Consider the following 19462-nt stretch of genomic DNA (forward strand, 5'->3'; position numbering starts at 1 on the left):
CAAGAGGTTCGCGTCACCGATCGGCCGATTCCTGACGCGAACCTCTTGATCACCGGGGCCGAGGGCGGGGTGGTGGGAGCCGGGCGGGATCAAGCGCTTAGGCGGGGAGGATCTTTTCGATGGGGGTGCGGAGGTCGTCGGGCTCGACCGTCGGGGCGAAGCGGCCGGCGATCGTGCCGTCCGGCGCCACCAGGAACTTCTCGAAGTTCCAGCGGACGTCCCCGGTGTGCCCGTCGGCGTCCGGGGTGTCCACCAGCGCCGCGTAGAGCGGGTGCCGGTCGGGCCCGTTGACGTCGACCTTCTCGGTGAGCGGGAACGTCACGCCGTAGTTGACCTGGCAGAAGTCGCTGATCTCGGCGGCGCTGCCCGGCTCCTGCCCGGCGAACTGGTTGCACGGCACGCCCAGCACGACGAGGCCGCGCTCGGCGTACGTGTCGGCGAGGCGCTGGAGGCCGGCGTACTGCGGGGTGAGGCCGCAGCGGGAGGCGACGTTGACGACCAGCAGCGCCTTTCCGCGGTAGCGGGTGAGGTCCGCGGGGCCGCCGTTGAGGGCGCCGATCGGGATGTCGAAGACGGTCATGGCCCGAGGCTACGCGCCGGGTGTGGGGTCACCCGGGTAGGGCGTGGCCGGCCCGTTCCGCGCACCAGGGGAAATCGAAACATGGACATCTTGACGGAGTGATGACGGTGTGAGTACCGTCTCACCATCTCTTTTGGAAAGTTTCCTAACAGTGCGGGAGACGCCTCATGAAAAGATCGCTCCGCCGGGCCCTCTGGGCCGGCGCCGTGGTCGCCGTGACCGTCGCGGCGGTGCCGATGACGACCGCGTTCGGCGCCGGCACGGTCACCACCACGTTCGCCAAGGCGCAGGACTGGGGGACCGGTCACGAGACGAAGGTGACCGTGACCAACGGCACCAGCGCCACGGTCGCCACCTGGCGCATCGAGTTCGACCTGCCGTCGGGCACCACCATCAGCAGCGCGTGGGACGCCGACGTCACCAGCAGCGGCAACCACTACGTCGCGGTCAAGAAGAGCTGGGCCGGCGGGCTCGCGCCCGGCGCCTCGTTCAGTTGGGGCTACAACGGCACCGGCGCGTACAAGGCGCCACTGAACTGCACCGTCAACGGCGCTCCCTGCGGCGGCGGCACCCCGACGACCCCGCCGACCACGACCGCGCCGCCGACCACGGCGCCGCCGACCACCGCGCCGCCCACCACGGCGCCGCCGACCACCGCGCCGCCGACCACCACCCCGCCGCCCAACACGGGCGGTAAGAAGGTCGTCGGCTACTTCGCCGAGTGGGGCGTCTACGGGCGCAACTACCACGTCAAGAACATCCAGACCAGCGGCTCGGCCGCCAAGCTGACCCACATCCTGTACGCCTTCGGCAACACCACCGGCGGTCGCTGCACCATCGGCGACCCGTACGCCGACTACGACAAGGCGTACACGGCGGCGGAGAGCGTGGACGGCGTCGCCGACACCTGGGACCAGCCGCTGCGCGGCAGCTTCAACCAGCTGCGCAAGCTCAAGGCGCTCAACCCGCACCTCAAGGTGATCTGGTCGTTCGGTGGCTGGACGTGGTCCGGCGGCTTCACCCAGGCCGCGCAGAACCCGGCCGCGTTCGCCGAGAGCTGCTACAACCTGGTCGAGGACCCGCGCTGGGCGGACGTGTTCGACGGCATCGACGTGGACTGGGAGTACCCCAACGCCTGCGGTCTGAGCTGTGACACCAGCGGCCCGAACGCGTTCAAGAACGTGATCGGCGCGCTGCGGTCGCGGTTCGGGTCCAACGCCCTGGTCACCGCCGCCATCACCGCGGACGGCAGCAACGGGGGCAAGATCGACGCCACCGACTACGCCGGCGCGATCGGCAACCTCAACTGGCTCATGCCGATGACGTACGACTACTTCGGCGCGTTCAACGCCCAGGGCCCCACCGCCCCGCACTCGCCGCTGACGTCGTACACCGGGATCCCGCAGCAGGGCTTCAACTCCGACGCGGCCATCCAGAAGCTCAAGAGCAAGGGCGTCCCGTCCAACAAGCTGCTGCTCGGCATCGGCTTCTACGGCCGGGGCTGGACGGGCGTCACCCAGGCCGCGCCGGGCGGCAGCGCCACCGGTGCCGCGCCGGGCACCTACGAGGCGGGCATCGAGGACTACAAGGTCCTCAAGAACACCTGCCCGGCTACCGGCACGATCGCCGGCACCGCGTACGCCAAGTGCGGCAGCAACTGGTGGAGCTACGACACCCCGTCGACCATCAACGGCAAGATGACGTACGCGAAGAACCAGGGCCTCGGTGGCGCGTTCTTCTGGGAACTCTCCGGCGACACCAGCAACGGTGAGCTCATCGGCGCCATCAAGGGCGGTCTCGGCTGAGCCGAGGGCCGACGCGCCACCCACACGGCGGGAAGGGGCCCGCACCGCCCCTTCCCGCCCGTGCCGTAGCGGCCCGGTCGACGCCACGCGTCGGCCGGGCCGCCGGCCTTGGGTGGGTCGGGTCCGATATGGCAGACTCGCGGCTCGGCAGGTCCCGATTTCCCGTTCGACGGAGGTGGTCATGCGCGCGACCCACCGTGGGCTGGCGATGACCGCCGCCGCGTTCGTGCTGCTCCCGGCCGTCCTTGCCGGCTGCGGGAGCGGCGGCGACGACGCCGACAAGCAGACCGTCGCGCCCCAGCGGGCACCCGCCGAGGAGGCCGCCAACCGGTCCCGCGAGCGCGTGCAGGCGTACCTCGACGCGATGACCGCCAAGGACGTCGCCGCCGGCCGCAGCCAGCTCTGCGCGGTGTTGCAGGCCGGTTTCGACGCCGCGGCCACGGGTCCCAACGGCGACTTCGCCGACCACTTCAAGGTGCCCCAGGCGACCATCACCGATGTCCGGTCCGGTCAGCGCGGCCAGGAGGTCAGCGTCTCGGTCTCGGTCACCGCCGGCAAGAGCAAGGTCACCCGCCCGCTGGTGTTCACCGTCACGCGGGACGGCGGCGACTGGTGCATCGCGAGTGAGGCGCCGGGCGGCAACCCGGCCACCAGCCCTTCACCCGCGTCCCCCTCACCCGCGTCCTGACCGAGGTGGGTGGGATCGACCTCCCACTTGCCGGAACCGTCACCCTCGCCGCCCGGTCACACGCACGGTCGCCGTACGCTTTCTCTCATGCGCCATGAGTGGCATCAGCTGAGCCATCCCGCGGTGGGTAGCCCGGGCCTGCAGACCAGCCGTCCGACCGTCGACTCCGCCGAGGACGCCGCCCTCGGCCTGGACCGCTGGCGGGAGCTGCCCCGCGAGCAGGTCCCACCGTGGTCCGACCCGGCCGCCGTCGCCGAGGTCTGCAAGGTGCTCGACACCGTGCCGTCGGTCGTCGCGCCCTACGAGGTGGACCAGCTCCGGCAGAAGCTGGCGCTGGTCTGCGAGGGCAAGGCGTTCCTGCTCCAGGGCGGTGACTGCGCCGAGACCTTCGCCGACAACACCGAGAGCCACCTGCTGGCCAACGCCCGCACCCTGTTGCAGATGGCGATCGTGCTCACCTACGGCGCGTCGCTGCCGGTGGTCAAGGTCGCCCGGGTCGCCGGCCAGTACACCAAGCCCCGCTCACTTCCCACCGACGCGCGGGGTCTGCCCGCGTACCGCGGCGACATGATCAACTCGCTGGAGGCCGATCCCGCCGCCCGCGTCGCCGACCCGCAGCGCATGATCCGGGCGTACGCCAACTCGGCCGCCGCGATGAACATGCTGCGGGCGTACCTCGCCGGTGGGCTCGCCGACCTGCACGCCGTGCACGACTGGAACAAGGGCTTCGTCCGGACCTCCCCGGCGGGCGAGCGCTACGAGGCGATCGCCCGGGAGATCGACCGGGCGTTGGCCTTCATCCGGGCCTGCGGGATGACCGACGACGAAGCGCTGCGGACCGTCACCCTCTACTGCTCCCACGAGGCCCTGGCCCTGGAGTACGACCGGGCGCTCACCCGGGTCTCCGACCGCCGGGCGTACGGGCTGTCCGGGCACTTCCTCTGGGTCGGCGAACGCACCCGGCAGATCACCGGCGCGCACATCGACTTCATCTCCCGGATCGCCAACCCGATCGGCGTCAAGCTCGGCCCGACGACCTCACCGGACGAGGCGATCGAGCTGTGCGAGAAGCTCAACCCGGACAATGTCCCCGGCCGGCTCACGCTGATCAGCCGGATGGGCAACCACCGGGTCCGCGACGCCCTGCCGCCGATCGTGTCCAAGGTCACCGCCTCCGGCGCCAAGGTGGTCTGGCAGTGCGACCCGATGCACGGCAACACCCACGAGTCGTCCAACGGCTACAAGACCCGGCACTTCGACCGGATCGTCGACGAGGTGCTCGGCTACTTCGAGGTGCACCGGAGCCTGGACACCCACCCCGGTGGCATCCACGTGGAGTTGACCGGTGAGGACGTCACCGAGTGCCTCGGCGGCGCGCAGGGCATCGAGGACCTCGACCTGCCCGACCGGTACGAGACCGCCTGCGACCCGCGGCTGAACACCCAGCAGTCGCTGGAGCTGGCCTTCCTCGTGGCGGAGATGCTCCGAGGCTGAGGCCGCGAGCCCCGCGGTCGGCAGCCGAAAGGCCGGCTCCGAGGCCGCCGCTCTCTGTCGAACGGGAATGACCGTGGCCAGGTGTGCGAGACCCGCGACCGGCCGCCGAAAGGATGACTGTGGCTGAGCTTGTTGACCTGCGTTCCGACACGGTGACCCGGCCGACCGCCGGGATGCGCGAGGCGATGGCCGCCGCCGAGGTCGGTGACGACGTCTACGGCGAGGACCCCACCGTCAACGCGCTGGAGGCGGAGGTCGCCGCGCTGTTCGGCCACGAGGCGGCGCTGTTCGCGCCGAGCGGGACGATGGCCAACCAGATCGCCCTGCAACTGCTCGTGCCGCCCGGCGAGGAGCTGCTGTGCGACGCGGACGCGCACGTCGTCACGTACGAGATCGGGGCCGCCGCCGCGTACGGCGGAATCTCCTCGCGGACCTGGCCGACCGTCGGCGCGGACATCGACCCGGAGGTGGTCGCCCGGATGATCCGTCCGGACGGCTTCTTCGCCGTGCCCACCCGTGCGATCGCCGTCGAGCAGACCCACAACCGGGGTGGCGGCGGAGTGATCCCGCTGGACACCCTGCGAGAGCTGCGCGGCGTCGCCGACGACGCGGGGGTGGCGCTGCACTGCGACGGCGCCCGGATCTGGCACGCGCACGTCGCCGACGGGGTGTCGCTGAGCGAGTATGGCGGCCTGTTCGACACGCTGTCCGTCTGCCTCTCCAAGGGGCTCGGCGCGCCGGTCGGCTCGCTGGTGGTGGGCAGCGCGGAGAGGATCGCTCGGGCTCGGATGATCCGCAAGCGGATGGGTGGCGGCATGCGTCAGGCCGGCATCCTGGCCGCCGCCGGCCGGTACGCGCTCGCGCACCACGTCGACCGGCTCGCCGAGGACCACGCGAGGGCGGCCCGGCTCGCCGAGGCGGTCGCGCCGTTCGGGGTGCTCGCCACCACGGTCCGCACCAACCTCGTTCCGCTGGACCTGACCAAGCACGCGCTGGACGCCCGCGCCCTGGCCGCCGCCGCGCGCCAGGAGGGCGTACTGATCTCGGTGCTCGGCCCCCGGACCGCCCGCCTGGTCACCCACCTGGGTCTGGACGACGAGGGTCTGGACCGCGCGCTGCGGGCCCTACCCCGCATCCTGGCGGCAGCCTGAGGCCGTGATCGAGAGGTCCGGAGTCTCGCCGACCGGCACGAGCGTAACGGATAACTAATCCGCTTATGCTACGTTGGAGCGGATGACCCATCCACTTCAGGGGGCTCCGCATGCGCGACAGCATCACGGTGAACGGCACCCGGCGGACGTACGAGATCATCGGGTCCGCGGACGGCAACCCCGGACGCAGTCTCGTGCTCGTCTTCCACGGATCGAAACAGACCGGGGCCAAGCACCGGAAGTTCATCGGCCGGGCCTACGACGCGCTCGCCGAGACCGGCGCGGCGGTGGTGGTCTACCTCGACGGCCACAAGGGCAACTGGAACGACGCCCGGCGGGAGAGCTCCTTCCCGGCCCGCACCGACAACAGCGACGACGTCGGTTTTGTTCGGGCGCTGATCGAGAAGGTGGCCCTCAGCCACGACATCGACCCGGCGCGGGTGTACGCGATCGGCTACTCCAACGGCGGCCAGATGGTGATCCGCCTGGCCCACGAAACTCCGGTGCTGATCGCCGGTGCGGCGGTGATCGCCGCGACCATGCCGGCACCCGAGAACTTCCTGCTCGGCGACGCGTCACCCGCGCCCATGCCGGTCCTGCTGATCAACGGCACGAAGGACCGGATCGTCCCGTACGCCGGTGGTGCGTACAGCTGGTGGGCGCGCTTGGCCTTCAAGGTCGGCGGCCGCAACCTGTCCGCGCCCGAGTCCGCAGCCTATTTCGCCGCCCATAACGGCATCACCGCACAACCCACCAGCACGAAACTGCCGGCCGCGAACGCCGCGACCTCGATCGAACGCACCGAGTACCGGCAGCCCGGGCACCCGTCGGTGGCGCTCTACACCGTGCGCGGTGGCGGGCACACCATCCCAGGGCCGGCCAAAGCGCCTGCCGTGCTGGGCAGGACCAACCAGGACGTGCAGACGGCCCGGCTCATCGACGAGTTCTTCGCCCTCTCCACACCGGCGCGTCGGTGAGGGCGACCGGCCGTACCCGTGGGTGAACCTCAGGAAGGATGACCGGCCAGGCGGCTGAGGATGGCGATGTCGGCGGCGTGGCCCAGCTGCTTCTCGCTCGGGGTCTCCACCACCACGGGGACGCCGACGGTGGCCGGATGGACCATCAGCTCGGCGAACGCCGGCTCGCCGATGGTGCCCTTGCCGATGTTCTCGTGCCGGTCCCGGGTGGAACCGCACAGATCCTTGGAATCGTTGGCGTGCACCAGCCGCAGCCGGTCGGCTCCCACGGTGGCCACCAGCGTGTCGAGGGTCGCGGTCATGCCGCCCTCGGCGGCCAGATCATGCCCCGCCGCCCAGGCGTGGCAGGTGTCGAAGCAGACGCCGAGCATCGGATGCCGGTCCACCGCGTCGAGGTAGGGCCCGAGGTGCTCGACCCGCGAGGCGAGGGAACGGCCGCCACCGGCGCTCGGCTCTACCAGCAGCATCGGTCCGCCGGCCTCGACCGTCCAGTCGAGCAGGGGCAGCAGCTCCCGACGGACCTGCCGCATCGCCTCCTCGGCGTACCCCTCGTCGACCGCGCTGCCGGCGTGGAACACCACCGCCCGCGCGCCGATGGCCACGCCCCGGCGCAGAGCGTGCGCCAGTGTCAGCGCCGACTTCTCGACGGTCGCGGGGGTGGGCGAGCCGAGGTTGACCAGCAGCGAGGCGTGGATGAACGCCGGGATGCCCCGCTCGGCGCAGCCGTCGCGGAACAGCGCGTCCTGCGCCGGGTCACCCGGTGGCAGCGCCCAGCCCCGCGAGTTCGAGACGTACACCTGCACGGCCGCGGCGCCGGTCGCGTCCAGGTACGGCAGAGCCGCCCTGGCCAGCCCGCCGGAGGTCGGGGTGTGCGCGCCCACCGGCCGCGCCGAGATCGACGTCATCAGAAGCACGTGATGACGACCGGGGTGCCCGGAGGCACCTGCGAATTCTCCCCGGGTGCCTGGATGCGGGCCACGGCGTTCGGGTTGACGGCGACCGTCACCGGGAAGCCCTGGCTCTCCAGCACCTGCTTGGCCTGCTGGCAGGGCAGGTCGATCACCCGGGGCACCACGACCAGCGGCGGACCCTTGCTGATCTCCAGCTTGACCTCGGTGCCCTTTTCCACGCCCCCACCGTCGGCCGGGCTCTGCCCGAGGATCTCGTCCTTGGGCTTGTCGGAGTCCTTGAAACTCTCCACGGGGACCAGGCCGAGCTGGCCCAGTTTGGTGCGCGCCTCGGTCAGGCTCTTGCCCACCAGGTTCGGCACCGTCACCGGCGCCCGGCCACGGCTCAGGATCAGCGTGATCTTCGTGCCCGGCTTGACCTCGGCGCCCACCTTCGGATTGCTGTCCAGGACGACGCCGGCCGGCAGGGTGTCGTCATAGCGGGCGGTGCCCTTGGCGACCACCAGCTGGGCGTTGACCAGATCCGCCTCGGCCAGCTCGTACTCCTTGCCGATCACGTCCGGCACGGGGAAGCGCTCCGGGCCCAGCGAGAGGGTCAGGGTGATCGTGCCGCCCTTGACGATCTTGCTCGACGACGCCGGGCTCTGCCCCAGCACGCTGTCCTTCGGGGCCTTCTCGTCGAAGCGGGGCTCCCCGTACGCCAGGGTCAGGCCCGCGCGCTCGGCCTGGGCCTGTGCCTCGGCCTTGTTCAGGCTGACCAGTTGCGGGGCGGACGTGTAGCGGCCGACGCCGAACCACCAGCCACCGAGCGCGGCCACCAGGCCCAGCGCCACGACCACGGCCGCGAACGCCAGGCGACCCTGGGACGTGCCCAGGATCCTGGTGCGCAGCTCAGTGAACCGCGCGGCCAGACCCTCGGCGGGCTCCGGGGCGGCCCGCCGACGACCCGGGCCCGGCGCGCCGCCCTCGGGCAGCCGCGCCCAGGTCGGCCGTTGCGCCGGGCGGATCGCGGCGACCATCATCGTCGGCTGGGAGGCCGGCGGCTCGTCGGTGATCCGCCGCAGGACGGCGGTGCTGGTGCTGTTGACGTTGCCCAACTGGTCCCGGGCCACCTGGACCTCGGCCAGCAGCGCGCCGGCGTCGGCGGGCCGGGCGGACGGGTCACGCCGGGTGGCGCGCTGCACCAGGGTGTCGAGGGCCGGCGGCAGGCCGGGCACCAGCGTCGAGGGCGCCGGCACGTCCCGGTCGACGTGCTGCCAGGCGACGTCCACGGGACGGCCCCCGTCGTACGGCACCCGACCGGTGAGCATCTCGAACAGCACGATGCCGGCGGAGTAGACGTCGGTACGCGGATCGGCCCGACCCTCGGTGACCAGCTCCGGGGCGACGTACGCCACGGTGGCCATCAGTTGGTTGCCCTGCTCGTCGTCGGCGCTGGCCTCGACCGCGCGGGCGAGCCCGAAGTCGGCCACCTTGACGACGCTGTCCACCAGGTTGGCGACACCGCCGGTGGGCGCTTCGGCGACCAGGACGTTCTCGGGCTTGACGTCGCGGTGCACGAGGCCGGCCCGGTGCGCGGCGGCGATCGCGGCGAGCATCTGCTCGGCGATGGCCAGCGCCTCGTCCGGGTTGAGTCGGCGTCGTTCGGCCAGCACGTCGCGCAGCGTGCGGCCACGCACGTACTCCATCACCAGGTACGGCAGGCCGGCGTGGGTGCCCTGGTCGTAGACCGCGACCACGTTCGGGTGGGTCAGCCGGGCGATGGTCTTGGCCTCGTCGGTGAACCGGGCCACGAAGTTGGCGACCCGGGCCCGCGCCTCGGGCGCCTGGGTCGGGTGAATGATCTTGACTGCGACGGTGCGCTCGAGGCGCTCGTCGGTGGCGGTGTACACGGTCGCCATGCCACCACGGGCCACGCGACCGCGAATGCGGTAGCGCCCGTCGATCAGCGAGCCCAGCAACGTGTCGGCGACCTGTGTGTCCATCGGCAGGGAGTCTATGTGTCCAGGGGGTGAGAGTTGAACAGGATGCTACAGCCCGGAGACGCACCTGGTCCGTCCCGTCGTGACCGCCCGCCCTGAGCTGCTGCTCACCGGTGGTGCCCGCCCCGCGGACCCGGACCGGTCGTGCGGGGTGCCGATGGCTCCCGCCGCCGACGGCGTGGCAGGGTGATCGGGTGACCGAATCCGTACCCGACCCCGAGCTCGCCGGCCCCACCGACCCGTCCGGCTGGCTCACCCTGCCCGACGTCGCCGAGCGGCTCGACGTGTCGATCAGCAAGGTCCACCAGATGATCCGCGACCGGGAGCTGTTGGCGGTCCGCCGCGACGGCGTACGCCGGATACCCGCGGACCTGGTGGCCAACGCGACAGCCCTCAAACACCTGCCCGGTGTGCTCAACCTGCTGGCCGACAACGGCTACGACGACGAGGCGGCGCTGCGCTGGCTCTACGAGCGGGACGACACGCTCCCCGGCGACACTCCCGCCGCGGCCCTCTCCGGCGACCAGGCCCGCGAGATCAAACGCCGCGCCCAAGCCCTGGGCTTCTGACCGACCCGCGTGGTGTGGGGAAGCCCCCAGGCCCACGCTGCGCCGATCTTGCACTTTGTGTTGCCGTGATGGGCTGGTCTGCCCCTTATGTCGCCACCGAAAGTGCAAGATCGACGCAGCGTGGGACGGGGACGGGGACAGGCAGGGGGTTAGTCGGCTCGGCGGGTGGCGGCTATGGCCAGGTCCACCAGGGCTTGGCGGGCTTCGGTGTCCAGGTCTACGGCACTCAGGGCGGCCAGGGCCGTGTCGGTGAGCGTCACGATGCGCTGCTCGGTGCGGGTCAGGGCCCCGCTCGCGTGGATCAGCTCGCGCAGACGGGCCACACCCTGCTCGTCCAGGTCCGGGTTGCCGAGCTGACCGAGCAGCAGCTCCCGGCCCGCGTCGTCGGTGGTCTCCACGGCCGCCGCCACCAGATAGGTGCGCTTACCCTCGCGCAGGTCGTCCCCGGCAGGTTTGCCGGTCTGCGCCGGGTCGCCGAAGACCCCCAGCACGTCGTCGCGGAGCTGGAACGCCTCACCCAACGGCAACCCGTACGCCGAGTAGGTCGTCCGGATCTCCTCGCCCGCGTCGGCCAGCGCGGCGCCGAGCAGCAGCGGACGCTCGACGGTGTACTTCGCCGACTTGTACCGGGCCACCTTGCCGGCCCGCTCCAGTGAGGTGTCCCCGGTGGCCTGGGTCAGCACGTCGAGGTACTGCCCGACGGTGACCTCGGTGCGCATCTCGTCGAAGACCGGCCGGGCCCGGGCCAGCGCCCGCAGGTCCAGGCCGGCGGAGTGCAGCAGCTCGTCGGACCACACCAGGCACAGGTCGCCGAGCAGGATCGCGGCGGCGTCGCCGAACCCGTCCGCGTCGCCACCCCAGCCGGCCGCCCGGTGCCGACTGGCGAACCGCCGGTGCACCGCCGGTTCGCCCCGCCGGGTGTCGGAACGGTCCATCAGGTCGTCGTGGATGAGGGCGCTGGCCTGCACGAACTCCAGCGCGGCGAGCGCGGTGAGCACCTCGTCGCCGTCCACCCCGCCGGCGCCTCGGAATCCCCAGTACGCGAACGCCGGACGCAGGCGCTTGCCGCCACCGAGCACGAACGCCTCGATCGCCTCCGCCACCGGAACGAGGGCCTGGTCAACTCGGGTCAACCGGGCCCGCTGGCCGGCCAGGAACTCGGTGAGCGCCTCGTCGACCCGCTGCCGCAGGCCGGCGCGGTCGACGGGGGACACGGGAGCAGCATGGGTCACGCCACGACGCTAGCGGTTCGCCACGGCCCGCGCCCCACCGCCACGCGTAGTCCCGCCGGCCCGGCCCGGCCCGGTCCGCCCGCCCGGCCGCGCACCGGCCGCGCCGTGTCGGCCCGACCCGGCCGTCGTGGGCGGCCCGGTCCGCCGGGCGCGCACGGCCGCCTCGGTGAGCACCCCCGCCGGTACGTCCAGCACGACGGCAAGCCAGCCGAGCCAAAATTCACCGGGTACGCGTCGCTGCCGTTCCCACCGGGACACCTCGTTCCGACTCAACGTCGGCACACCTGCGGCGGCGCACAACTCGGCGGCGGCGCGCCGCTGACTCCACCCCCGGGCCAGCCGATGCCGGACCAGCAGTGGCCCGAGCTGCGTGCGGTACGGCGGTGGAGACGAGGTCACGGGCCCTCCCAGCGGGACGTCGACGCGGTGCCACCCCGCCGCTCGACGGCCGGGCGCACCTCGGCTGTGTGACCCCCACGCCGGAACCGGCCGCCCCCGCCGCCTCTTCCGCGCCCCTCATTACTACCCCTGGGGTACGACGACTCTGCCCGCCCGGCCGCGCCGCGTTCGGGACCGGTCGACTCGTGCGCACGGTGGGAAGCTTCTGGGTCACGGTGGCGCCGCCCGCTAGAGTCGGGTCGTGGCGCTCGGTCTTCCCTCGGTACTCCCCAATCCGCAGCCGGCGATCGGGGCGCTCATCCGTGACCGTCAGCCGACGTTCTCGTTCGAGTTCTTCCCGCCCAAGACCGAGGCGGGGGAGCGACTGCTCTGGCAGGCGATCCGCGAGCTGGAGTCGCTGCGTCCGTCGTTCGTGTCGATCACCTACGGCGCGGGCGGTTCGACCAGGGACACCACCGTGGCGGTGACCGAGCGGATCGCCACCGACACCACCCTGCTGCCGATGGCCCACCTGACCGCCGTCAACCACTCCGTGGCCGAGCTGCGACACGTCATCGGGCGGCTCGCCGGGGTGGGGGTGCGCAACGTCCTGGCCGTACGCGGTGACCCGCCCGGCAACCCCGGCGGCGAGTGGGTCCGGCACCCGGAGGGCGTCGACTACGCCGAGGACCTGGTCCGGCTGGTCCGTGACTCCGGCGACTTCAGCGTCGGGGTGGCGGCCTTCCCGTACAAGCACCCCCGTTCACCCGACGTGGCCAGCGACACCGCGCAGTTCGTCCGCAAGTGCCGGGCCGGCGCCGAGTTCGCGATCACCCAGATGTTCTTCGAGGCCGACGACTACCTGCGCCTGCGTGACCGGGTGGCCGCCGCCGGCTGCGCCACCCCGATCCTGGCCGGGGTGATGCCGGTGACCCAGATCGGCACCATCGAGCGGTCCGTGCAGCTCTCCGGGGCGCCCTTCCCGCCCGCGCTGGCGGCGCGTTTCGAGCGGGTGGCCGACGATCCGGAGGCGGTGCGCCAGCTCGGCATCGAGCAGGCCAGCGAGATGTGCCGCCGGCTGCTGGACGAGGGCGTCCCCGGAATCCACTTCATCACCCTCAACCGGTCCACCGCCACGCGGGAGGTCTGGCAGAACCTCAAGGCCGGCGCGCGGGTGTGAACGCGGAGTCGGCGACACCTGATGCCCGGCACGACGGTTGATCCCCAGGTGGGCACACAGCTGAACTGGGACCAGTACGCCACGGCGTGGGCGCGGCTGCACGGCGGGTTCGACCCACGGGTCGCCGCGCCGGTGGTACGCGCCTGGCTGCGGTTCGCCTACCACGTCGGGTACGTGCTGGGCCGGCTTCGGGTCGGCCCCACCCCGGTCACCGTCGTCGGGGTGCTGCTCTGCTTCTGCGTACCGTTGCTGGCGACCCGGCCGGGCGACGGCCCGTTCCTCGGCGCGTTGTTCGTGCTGCTCGCCGCCGTGGCCGACAGTGTGGACGGCGCCGTGGCCGTCGCCACCGACCGCACCACCCGGCTCGGCTACGTCTACGACTCGCTGGCCGACCGGCTCGGCGAGGTGGCCTGGCTGCTGGCGTTCTGGCTGGTCGGCGCGCCCGGCGCGCTGGTCGTCGCGGCCGGTGCGCTGTCCTGGCTGCACGAGTACGTCCGGGCCCGCGCGGCCCTGGCCGGCATGCGTGAGATCGGCGCGGTGACCGTCGGCGAACGACCCACCCGGGTCTCGGTCGCGCTGGCGGGTCTGGTGGTCGCCGGGCTGGCCGGTCTGATCGAGCCGGACCTGGCCGCCGGCACTATCACCATGGCGACCGCGGTCTGGGTGCTGCTCGCCGGCTTCGGGCTGGGGCAGTTGCTGTCCACCGTCCGCCGCGCGCTCCTCGACGCCGGCTGATCTCCCGCAGCGTTAGCCGGCTGATCTCCCGCAGCGTTAGCAAGGGGCCCTTCCTATACCGCAGGCGTTAATAAGGTGCCCTTCCTTACGACCTACCAGGCGGGGCCGATCTCGTCGGCGACGATCTGCGCGGAGAGGGTCACCATCGGCAGCCCGCCGCCGGGGTGGCTGGAGCCGCCCACCAGCCACAGCCCGTGCGCGGGGCCCCGGTTGGCCGGGCGGAGCAGGCCGCCGGCGGTGCCGTAGATCGTGCCGCCCGGCGCCCCGGTCGCGGTGTCCAGGTCGGCTGGGGTGCGGACCTCACGGAACAGTAGCCGGTCCCGCACGTCCACGCCGCGCTCGGCCAGCACGTCCAGGATCCGGTCGGCGTACGCGTCGGCGAGCCCCGGGCGTCGCCAGTCGACCGCCCCACCGGTGGTGCCGTGCCGGGCGGCGTTGACCAGCACGAACCACGCCTCGTGCCCGGCCGGGCGGGCCATCGGGTCGTCGGCCACGGTGACGAACACCGTCGGGTCGACAGCCGGCCGGGCCCGTACGCCTCGACCCGGGTCGCCGAAGACCGCGTCGAACTCGGCGTCGTAGTCGCGCGGGAAGAAGACGTTGTGGTGGGCCAGCCCGGTGTCGCCGGAGACGCCGAGCAGCAGCACGAAACCGGCGAGGCTGCGGTCGGCCAGGCCGGCCAGCCGGCGCGGGTGCGGCAACAGGTCACGGTAGACGGTGAGGGCGTCCACGTTGGCCACCACCACGTCGGCGGGGACCGGAGCGGCGACGCCCGCGAGGCGTACCCCGTGTACCCGGCCGCCGGTCGCGTCGATCCGGGTGACCCGGGTGTCGGTCTGCACGACCACGCCGAGGTCCAGGCAGCGGGTCAGCAGCGCGTCGGCGAGCGTGCCCAGCCCGCCGCGCAGGTACCAACCGCCGAAGGCCAGCTCGGCGTAGGGGACCGCGACCAGCGCCGCCGGGGCCCGGCGTGGGTCGGCGCCGGTGTAGGTGGCGTACCGGTCCAGCAGCATTCGCAGCCGCGGGTCGGACAGGTGCCGGCGGCCCAGGCCGCGCAGGCTGCGGCCCGGCGCGATGGCGGCCAGGTCGCCGAGCCGCCAGGCCAGCGACGCGAGGTCGCGGGGGGAGTCGACGGTGCGGCGCAGGATGTCCCGCTCGGAGGCGCGCCACACCCGTTCGGCACGGCCCCACAGCCGCTGCCAGTCGGCCGCCGCCCGGTCACCGAAGGCGGCCCCGATCCGCGCGGCGAACTCCGCCGGGTCGGCGCACGAGTCAAGGGTCGGGCCGCCGCCGGGAAAGACGTGCCGGACGATCGGGTCCAGCGGGACCAGGTCCAGGTACTCGTCGAGCTTCGCCCCGGTCGCCTCGAACAGGTCGTGGAACACCTCGGGGAGGGTGAGCAGGCTCGGCCCGGTGTCGAAGTGGAACGTCCCGGCCGGGGTGTCGTGCGCGTACCGGCCGAGCTTGCCGCCGACCGCGTCGGCGGCCTCGAAGACGGTCACCTGATGTCCGGTGGCGGCCAGCCGGGCGGCGGTGGCGAGGCCACCCACCCCGGCGCCGACGACCACGATCCGCGCCATGTCGTGCCCTCCCTAGCTGACCGGACGGCCCCGCCAGGTGAGGCGGCGTCGCTTGCGCAGATGGTACGACCGCAGGGTCAACCAGCCGAGGACCACGACCGACACGGGGTGTGCGAGCGCGTCGGGCCACCACCGGCCCCCGGTCGCGCGGGCGGTGAGCGCCCGCCCGGTGACTCCGAGCAGATAGCTGGCCAGGCCCACGGCGGCCACCCCCGGCGCGTCGGCCACCAGCCCTCCCAACGCGACCAGCGGCGGGGCGGTGTAGAGCAGCAGCAGCGCCGCCACCACGGCCGCCGCCGCGCCTGGGTGCCCGAACGACGCCCACAGCGACTTCGAGTACCCGTCGCGCAGTTGCGGCCAGTCGTCGTACATCCGGCAGGTGGCCAGCCGCGAGCCGTCGGCCAGGGCGATCCGACCGCCGGCCCGCTTGACCGCGCGGGCCAGCTCGACGTCCTCCAGGATCTTGTCGGCGACCGCGGCGTGCCCGCCGGCGGCGGTGTAGCCGGCCCGGTCCACCACCAGGAACTGGCCGCCCGCCGCGGCCAGCGACGGCCGCGGCGAGCGTTCCATCGCCCGCAGCGGCAGGAAGGTCAGCCAGAGCCACTGCAACAACGGCTGGACCAGCCGGTCGGCCGCCGTCGCCACCACGATCCGGGGGTACGGCGACAGCAATGTCGCGCGGGCGGCGCGCAGCTCGGTGACGGCGGCGGCCACGGCGTGCGGGGCGAGCACCACGTCGGCGTCGACGAAGACCAGCGCGGTGGCCTCCGGGGCGGCCCGGGTGGCGAGCTGCCAGCAGGCGTGCGGTTTGCCCAGCCAGCCCGGTGGCGGGGCGACCCCGGTGAGCACGGTGACCCGGGGGTCGTCGCCGGCCACCGCGCGGACCACGTCGGCGGTGCCGTCGGTGGACCCGTCGTCCAGGACCACGACGCGCAGCCCGGGCACGCCCCGCTGGGCGAGCAGGGCGCGCAGGCAGGGCGCGACGCGGGTGGCCTCGTCGCGCAGTGGCAGCAGGACGGCCACCGACTCGCCGACCTCGTCCGGTGCGTCGGGGGGCCGGCGCAGCCAGCGGGCGGCGTTGACCCAGGTGTGCGCGGTCAACGCGGCGACGGCGACCAGCAGGACGGACAGCAGGACGGACAGGATGGTCATCGGGTCGCGTCGACGCCGGTACGGTCCGGCCGGTGATGCTCCTGGCGGGTCTCGCCGTCCCGGCGGGCACGCAGCAGCGTCACCGTCAGCGGCACGGCGGTGACCGCCATGCCGGCGGCGCCCCAGAGCGCCGAGGCGGGCAGGTCCAGAAAGACGGCGTGGGCCAGGATGCTGGAGAAGTACGTCCACAGGTAGAGCGCGACCATCGGGTGGTCCCGCCGGTCGGTGCGTTCGGCGGTCGGACCGGCCACCGGGCGCAGCGCGCTCATCAGCAGCACGGCGAAGAGCAGCCAGCCCAGGTAATTGCTGACCGGGATGCCGGTCAGGCCGGGCAACGCGGGGGTGGCGTCACGCCAGACCCAGTAGCCCTCGGCGACCATCTGCGGGTCGAGGAAGAGGTCCCACGCCGCCAGCCCCAGCGCGGCCAGCGCGATCCTGCCCACCCACCGCCCGGCCGTCGTGCCACCACCTGCCGTGCCGCCGCCGGTCAGGCGGACCGCGGCCAGCCAGGCCGGCCAGGCCATCCAGGTCCAGGCCAGCGGGATGATCAGCGGTACGCCGGCCAGCTTGGGACCCAGCTCGCCCGAGTAGTCGTAGCTGCCGAACGGCACACCGGTGGCCACCCCGATCGCCTCGATCGCGAACCCACCGCCGGTGGCCACCGCGACCAACGCCGCCGCCACCCGGGGGCCCCGACTGAGCAGCGCGTGACCGACCGAGAGCAGCCAGCCGAGCACGACGGTGGCCACGGTCAGCCCGGCCCGGGTCGCGCCGGTGGTCAGCGGGTAGCAGATCTGGGCGAACACCAGGACGCCGAGCAGCGTCCAGGAGATCCGCCGGGTCATGACGCCGGGGGATCGAGCGGCAGGTCCCGACCGAGTACGCCGAACGGCCGCTCGTCACCCGGAAAGTGGAAGTCGCGCAGCACGTCGACGAAGCCGAAGCGCCGGTACAGCCGCCAGGCCCGCGAGGTCTGCTCCTCCGCCTCCGGGGTGGACAGCAGCGTGGTGTCGCCCTCGGCCATCGTGAGCAGCGCCCGCAACTGGCCGGCGCCCAGGCCGTGCCCCTGCGCGGGCGGGCGGACGTGCAGCTCGACCACCTCGAAGCAGTGGGTGAGCCAGCGCTTGCGGGTCGGGCCGTCCAGCGCCCGGTGCACCTGGTCGTGCCACCACTGGCCGGCGCTGCCCAGATAGCCGTACCCGAAGCCGGCGAGGTGACCCTCGCTGGTCAGGCTGGCCACGGCCCGGAACCCCGGCCGGCGGACGTGGGTGGCGATGTAGCCGCGCCGGGCCTCCAACAGGTCGGTGCGGTACCCCATCGCCTCGCCGTAGACGGCCACCACATCGTCCAGCCGTCGGACGAGATCGTCCGGCGTCCAGCGCACCAACCTCATGCCCGTCCACCCTTCCCTGTCGCCTGGTCGCCGTCGTCGGCGACCCACCCGAGGACCGTCCGGTCGCCGACCACGTCACGTACCTCGAACCGGGCGAACAGCTCCTCGGCGTACCAACCCGCGGTGGGGGTTCGCATGATCGCCGCCCGATGCTCCGGGTGACGGTACGCGAACGCCACCAGGTCCGTCGGGTCGCGCCACACGCTGACCGTGCCCTGCCAGCCCAACGGGGCCTCGCCCACGCCGAACCGGGCGAGCAACCCCGGCGCGTCGCGCAGGGCCGCCGCCACCGGCGGGATCGCCCGCCAGAAGGTGGCCGCCCGACGTGCCCGCAACCGGGCCCGCGTCAACGCCAACACCGGCCCGGCCACCCGACCACCCGGTGGTTCGCCGAACGGCCGCTCGCCCGACCACTCGCCACGGCTGCTCAGCGGACGCAGGTCGACCCGGACCTGCGCCTGGGCGATGCGCGCCCAGGCCCGCCCGACCGGCGAGTCGTCGAAGCCGGCCGCCGCGGCGGGGGAGTCCCAGACGGTCAGCGTCGCCCACCTGGTGAGGTCGGCGTCACCCGGGCCGAAGCCGGTGCCCGTCCCGGTGCCCAGCAGCTTGCCGAACCGGACGCCCGGCAGGACGCGCAGCCGACGCGGATCCACCGCCATCCTCATCAGCGCCCGGGGCAGCGCGCTCCGGGCGGTCCGCCACACGTGCAGGGTGACCAGCTCCGGTACGGCGCTGCTGGGCCGGCTGGTTCGCTCGCTCACGCCACCGCTTCGCGGCGGCGCGAGCGCATCGCTGCTGTGCCGGCTGGTTCGCTCGCTCCGCTCGCTCACGCCACCTCGGCCGGGGTGCCGGCGGTGACGCGCAGCAGTTCGGCGTAGGTGGTCGGGAAGACCGCCTGCGGCACGCCGCCCGCCGCCCAGATCTGTGGGTACGTCGCCAGCGCCGTGTCCACCAGGGTGCGCAGCGCCCGAGGGTGCCCGAGCGGGGCGACCCCGCCGATCGGCTGGCCGGTGTGCTCGCGGACGAACTCCGGGGTGGCCCGGCGCAGCCGGGTGACGCCGATGGACGCGGCCAGACCGGCGGTGTCCACCCGGTGGGCGCCGGAGGTGAGCACGAGCAGCGGCGCGTCGTCCGCGTCGAAGATCAGCGAGTTGGCGATCTGGCCCACCTCGACGCCGAGCGCCTTGGCGGCGGCTACCGCGGTGTGTACCGCGTCGGGCAGGAGTCGGACCGTGCTGGGCTGACCGGCGTCGTCGAGCGTGCCGGCGCCGTCCAGCGCGTCCTGCACCGCCCGTACGTTCGGGTGTGGCTGCATCCCGTCATTCTTCCCGGTCTGTGTGCGCCGGTTCACCTCGGCACACGTCACGGCGAGTCCTGGCGCGTCACACGTTGCATTTTCGTCGGAGGGGAGGTGTACTGTCAGCAGCAGTTAGAACGAGTGTTCGATTGTCTCGAACGCTCGTTCCAACCAGCCGGAGCGCGGTGTTTCGCGGCGCCAGTTCCGGCCGGTGCGGCTCCGCGGGCCGCACCTGGGTTTCCGGGCAGTCGCGAGCCCGGTCCCATCAGGCAGGAGCGTCGCCCGCCGCCCACCCCACCCCCCCCGGGCGGCGGGCGCCCCCCCCGCGCCCCGGCCGGGGGGGGGGTGGGGTGGGGTGCTG

General features: G+C 73.0%; 19 protein-coding genes. 8 read left to right on the forward strand and 11 right to left on the reverse strand.

What is annotated here, in order from left to right:
* Positions 1–97: 97 nt before the first annotated feature.
* Positions 98–580, reverse strand: a complete 483-nt coding sequence (locus tag AB0J36_RS32955; protein WP_357399362.1) for a glutathione peroxidase — start codon at positions 578–580, stop codon at positions 98–100.
* Positions 581–747: 167 nt separating this feature from the next.
* On the opposite strand from AB0J36_RS32955, the gene AB0J36_RS32960 reads away from it, so the two are divergent.
* From AB0J36_RS32960 to AB0J36_RS32980, 5 genes are all read left to right on the forward strand, one after another.
* The gene (locus AB0J36_RS32960) at positions 748–2385 is read left to right on the forward strand and encodes a glycosyl hydrolase family 18 protein (RefSeq protein WP_357399359.1); all 1638 of its coding nucleotides are present in this window, start codon (positions 748–750) and stop codon (positions 2383–2385) included.
* 181 nt (positions 2386–2566) lie between these two features.
* Positions 2567–3073 (forward strand): hypothetical protein, encoded by a 507-nt coding sequence (locus AB0J36_RS32965; protein WP_357398888.1) that lies wholly within the window; start codon positions 2567–2569, stop codon positions 3071–3073.
* An 87-nt stretch (positions 3074–3160) separates the two neighbouring features.
* Positions 3161–4567 (forward strand): class II 3-deoxy-7-phosphoheptulonate synthase, encoded by a 1407-nt coding sequence (locus AB0J36_RS32970; RefSeq protein ID WP_355049430.1) that lies wholly within the window; start codon positions 3161–3163, stop codon positions 4565–4567.
* A 113-nt stretch (positions 4568–4680) separates the two neighbouring features.
* Positions 4681–5718: a GntG family PLP-dependent aldolase gene (locus AB0J36_RS32975; protein ID WP_357398891.1), complete on the forward strand. Its 1038-nt coding sequence runs from the start codon at positions 4681–4683 to the stop codon at positions 5716–5718.
* 110 nt (positions 5719–5828) lie between these two features.
* Positions 5829–6695, forward strand: coding sequence for a PHB depolymerase family esterase (locus AB0J36_RS32980; protein WP_357398892.1), 867 nt, complete (start codon positions 5829–5831; stop codon positions 6693–6695).
* A gap of 29 nt (positions 6696–6724) precedes the next feature.
* On the opposite strand, the gene AB0J36_RS32985 is transcribed toward AB0J36_RS32980, so the two are convergent.
* Both AB0J36_RS32985 and pknB read right to left on the reverse strand, forming a co-directional pair.
* Entirely contained in the window at positions 6725–7600 is an 876-nt protein-coding gene (locus AB0J36_RS32985) for a deoxyribonuclease IV (protein ID WP_357126863.1), read from the reverse strand.
* Positions 7600–9588: a Stk1 family PASTA domain-containing Ser/Thr kinase gene (gene pknB, locus AB0J36_RS32990; protein ID WP_357126866.1), complete on the reverse strand. Its 1989-nt coding sequence runs from the start codon at positions 9586–9588 to the stop codon at positions 7600–7602. Before pknB ends, AB0J36_RS32985 begins: the two co-directional genes overlap by 1 nt.
* A gap of 191 nt (positions 9589–9779) precedes the next feature.
* Here pknB and AB0J36_RS32995 point away from each other — a divergent pair, with 191 nt between their 5' ends.
* Positions 9780–10154 (forward strand): Rv2175c family DNA-binding protein, encoded by a 375-nt coding sequence (locus tag AB0J36_RS32995; protein ID WP_357126869.1) that lies wholly within the window; start codon positions 9780–9782, stop codon positions 10152–10154.
* Between the two features lie 149 nt (positions 10155–10303).
* Here the strand turns inward: AB0J36_RS32995 and AB0J36_RS33000 are convergent, their stop codons facing one another.
* Complete coding sequence (locus AB0J36_RS33000; protein ID WP_357126872.1) at positions 10304–11386, reverse strand: polyprenyl synthetase family protein; 1083 nt, start codon at positions 11384–11386, stop codon at positions 10304–10306.
* Positions 11387–11395: 9 nt separating this feature from the next.
* The gene (locus AB0J36_RS33005) at positions 11396–11785 is read right to left on the reverse strand and encodes a helix-turn-helix domain-containing protein (RefSeq protein ID WP_357170687.1); all 390 of its coding nucleotides are present in this window, start codon (positions 11783–11785) and stop codon (positions 11396–11398) included.
* Between the two features lie 241 nt (positions 11786–12026).
* Between AB0J36_RS33005 and metF the strand changes: the two genes are divergently transcribed.
* Positions 12027–12944, forward strand: coding sequence for a methylenetetrahydrofolate reductase [NAD(P)H] (gene metF / locus AB0J36_RS33010; protein WP_355049438.1), 918 nt, complete (start codon positions 12027–12029; stop codon positions 12942–12944).
* A 21-nt stretch (positions 12945–12965) separates the two neighbouring features.
* Positions 12966–13679, forward strand: coding sequence for a CDP-alcohol phosphatidyltransferase family protein (locus AB0J36_RS33015; RefSeq protein ID WP_357126879.1), 714 nt, complete (start codon positions 12966–12968; stop codon positions 13677–13679).
* 92 nt (positions 13680–13771) lie between these two features.
* Here the strand turns inward: AB0J36_RS33015 and crtI are convergent, their stop codons facing one another.
* The 6 genes from crtI to AB0J36_RS33045 all read right to left on the reverse strand — a co-directional run bounded on the left by crtI (position 13772) and on the right by AB0J36_RS33045 (position 19119).
* Complete coding sequence (crtI, locus tag AB0J36_RS33020; RefSeq protein ID WP_357398898.1) at positions 13772–15259, reverse strand: phytoene desaturase family protein; 1488 nt, start codon at positions 15257–15259, stop codon at positions 13772–13774.
* Between the two features lie 12 nt (positions 15260–15271).
* Positions 15272–16411 carry a glycosyltransferase family 2 protein gene (locus AB0J36_RS33025; RefSeq protein ID WP_357398900.1) on the reverse strand — a complete coding sequence of 380 codons (1140 nt, stop codon included), beginning with the start codon at positions 16409–16411 and terminating at the stop codon, positions 15272–15274.
* The gene (locus AB0J36_RS33030) at positions 16408–17256 is read right to left on the reverse strand and encodes a carotenoid biosynthesis protein (protein ID WP_357398903.1); all 849 of its coding nucleotides are present in this window, start codon (positions 17254–17256) and stop codon (positions 16408–16410) included. Before AB0J36_RS33030 ends, AB0J36_RS33025 begins: the two co-directional genes overlap by 4 nt.
* Positions 17253–17804, reverse strand: coding sequence for a GNAT family N-acetyltransferase (locus tag AB0J36_RS33035; RefSeq protein WP_355049443.1), 552 nt, complete (start codon positions 17802–17804; stop codon positions 17253–17255). The genes AB0J36_RS33030 and AB0J36_RS33035 overlap by 4 nt, the downstream gene beginning before the upstream one ends.
* Entirely contained in the window at positions 17801–18469 is a 669-nt protein-coding gene (locus AB0J36_RS33040) for a monooxygenase (RefSeq protein ID WP_363661530.1), read from the reverse strand. The genes AB0J36_RS33035 and AB0J36_RS33040 overlap by 4 nt, the downstream gene beginning before the upstream one ends.
* A 161-nt stretch (positions 18470–18630) precedes the next feature.
* Positions 18631–19119, reverse strand: coding sequence for a YbaK/EbsC family protein (locus AB0J36_RS33045; RefSeq protein WP_357398907.1), 489 nt, complete (start codon positions 19117–19119; stop codon positions 18631–18633).
* Positions 19120–19462: the final 343 nt, after the last annotated feature.

Origin of the sequence: Micromonospora sp. NPDC049662 (assembly GCF_040675055.1) — a bacterium.
In the GTDB taxonomy this organism is placed as follows: Bacteria; Actinomycetota; Actinomycetes; order Mycobacteriales; family Micromonosporaceae; genus Micromonospora.

Excerpts from the sequence above, each read along its gene's own strand:
- AB0J36_RS32955 (WP_357399362.1), bottom strand. The coding sequence starts at position 580 with ATGACCGTCTTCGACATCCCGATCGGCGCCCTCAACGGCGGCCCCGCG.
- AB0J36_RS32960 (WP_357399359.1), top strand. The coding sequence starts at position 748 with ATGAAAAGATCGCTCCGCCGGGCCCTCTGGGCCGGCGCCGTGGTCGCC.
- AB0J36_RS32965 (WP_357398888.1), top strand. The coding sequence starts at position 2,567 with ATGCGCGCGACCCACCGTGGGCTGGCGATGACCGCCGCCGCGTTCGTG.
- AB0J36_RS32970 (WP_355049430.1), top strand. The coding sequence starts at position 3,161 with ATGCGCCATGAGTGGCATCAGCTGAGCCATCCCGCGGTGGGTAGCCCG.
- AB0J36_RS32975 (WP_357398891.1), top strand. The coding sequence starts at position 4,681 with ATGACTGTGGCTGAGCTTGTTGACCTGCGTTCCGACACGGTGACCCGG.
- AB0J36_RS32980 (WP_357398892.1), top strand. The coding sequence starts at position 5,829 with ATGCGCGACAGCATCACGGTGAACGGCACCCGGCGGACGTACGAGATC.
- AB0J36_RS32985 (WP_357126863.1), bottom strand. The coding sequence starts at position 7,600 with ATGACGTCGATCTCGGCGCGGCCGGTGGGCGCGCACACCCCGACCTCC.
- pknB (WP_357126866.1), bottom strand. The coding sequence starts at position 9,588 with ATGGACACACAGGTCGCCGACACGTTGCTGGGCTCGCTGATCGACGGG.
- AB0J36_RS33015 (WP_357126879.1), top strand. The coding sequence starts at position 12,966 with ATGCCCGGCACGACGGTTGATCCCCAGGTGGGCACACAGCTGAACTGG.
- crtI (WP_357398898.1), bottom strand. The coding sequence starts at position 15,259 with ATGGCGCGGATCGTGGTCGTCGGCGCCGGGGTGGGTGGCCTCGCCACC.
- AB0J36_RS33025 (WP_357398900.1), bottom strand. The coding sequence starts at position 16,411 with ATGACCATCCTGTCCGTCCTGCTGTCCGTCCTGCTGGTCGCCGTCGCC.
- AB0J36_RS33030 (WP_357398903.1), bottom strand. The coding sequence starts at position 17,256 with ATGACCCGGCGGATCTCCTGGACGCTGCTCGGCGTCCTGGTGTTCGCC.
- AB0J36_RS33035 (WP_355049443.1), bottom strand. The coding sequence starts at position 17,804 with ATGAGGTTGGTGCGCTGGACGCCGGACGATCTCGTCCGACGGCTGGAC.
- AB0J36_RS33040 (WP_363661530.1), bottom strand. The coding sequence starts at position 18,469 with ATGAGGATGGCGGTGGATCCGCGTCGGCTGCGCGTCCTGCCGGGCGTC.
- AB0J36_RS33045 (WP_357398907.1), bottom strand. The coding sequence starts at position 19,119 with ATGCAGCCACACCCGAACGTACGGGCGGTGCAGGACGCGCTGGACGGC.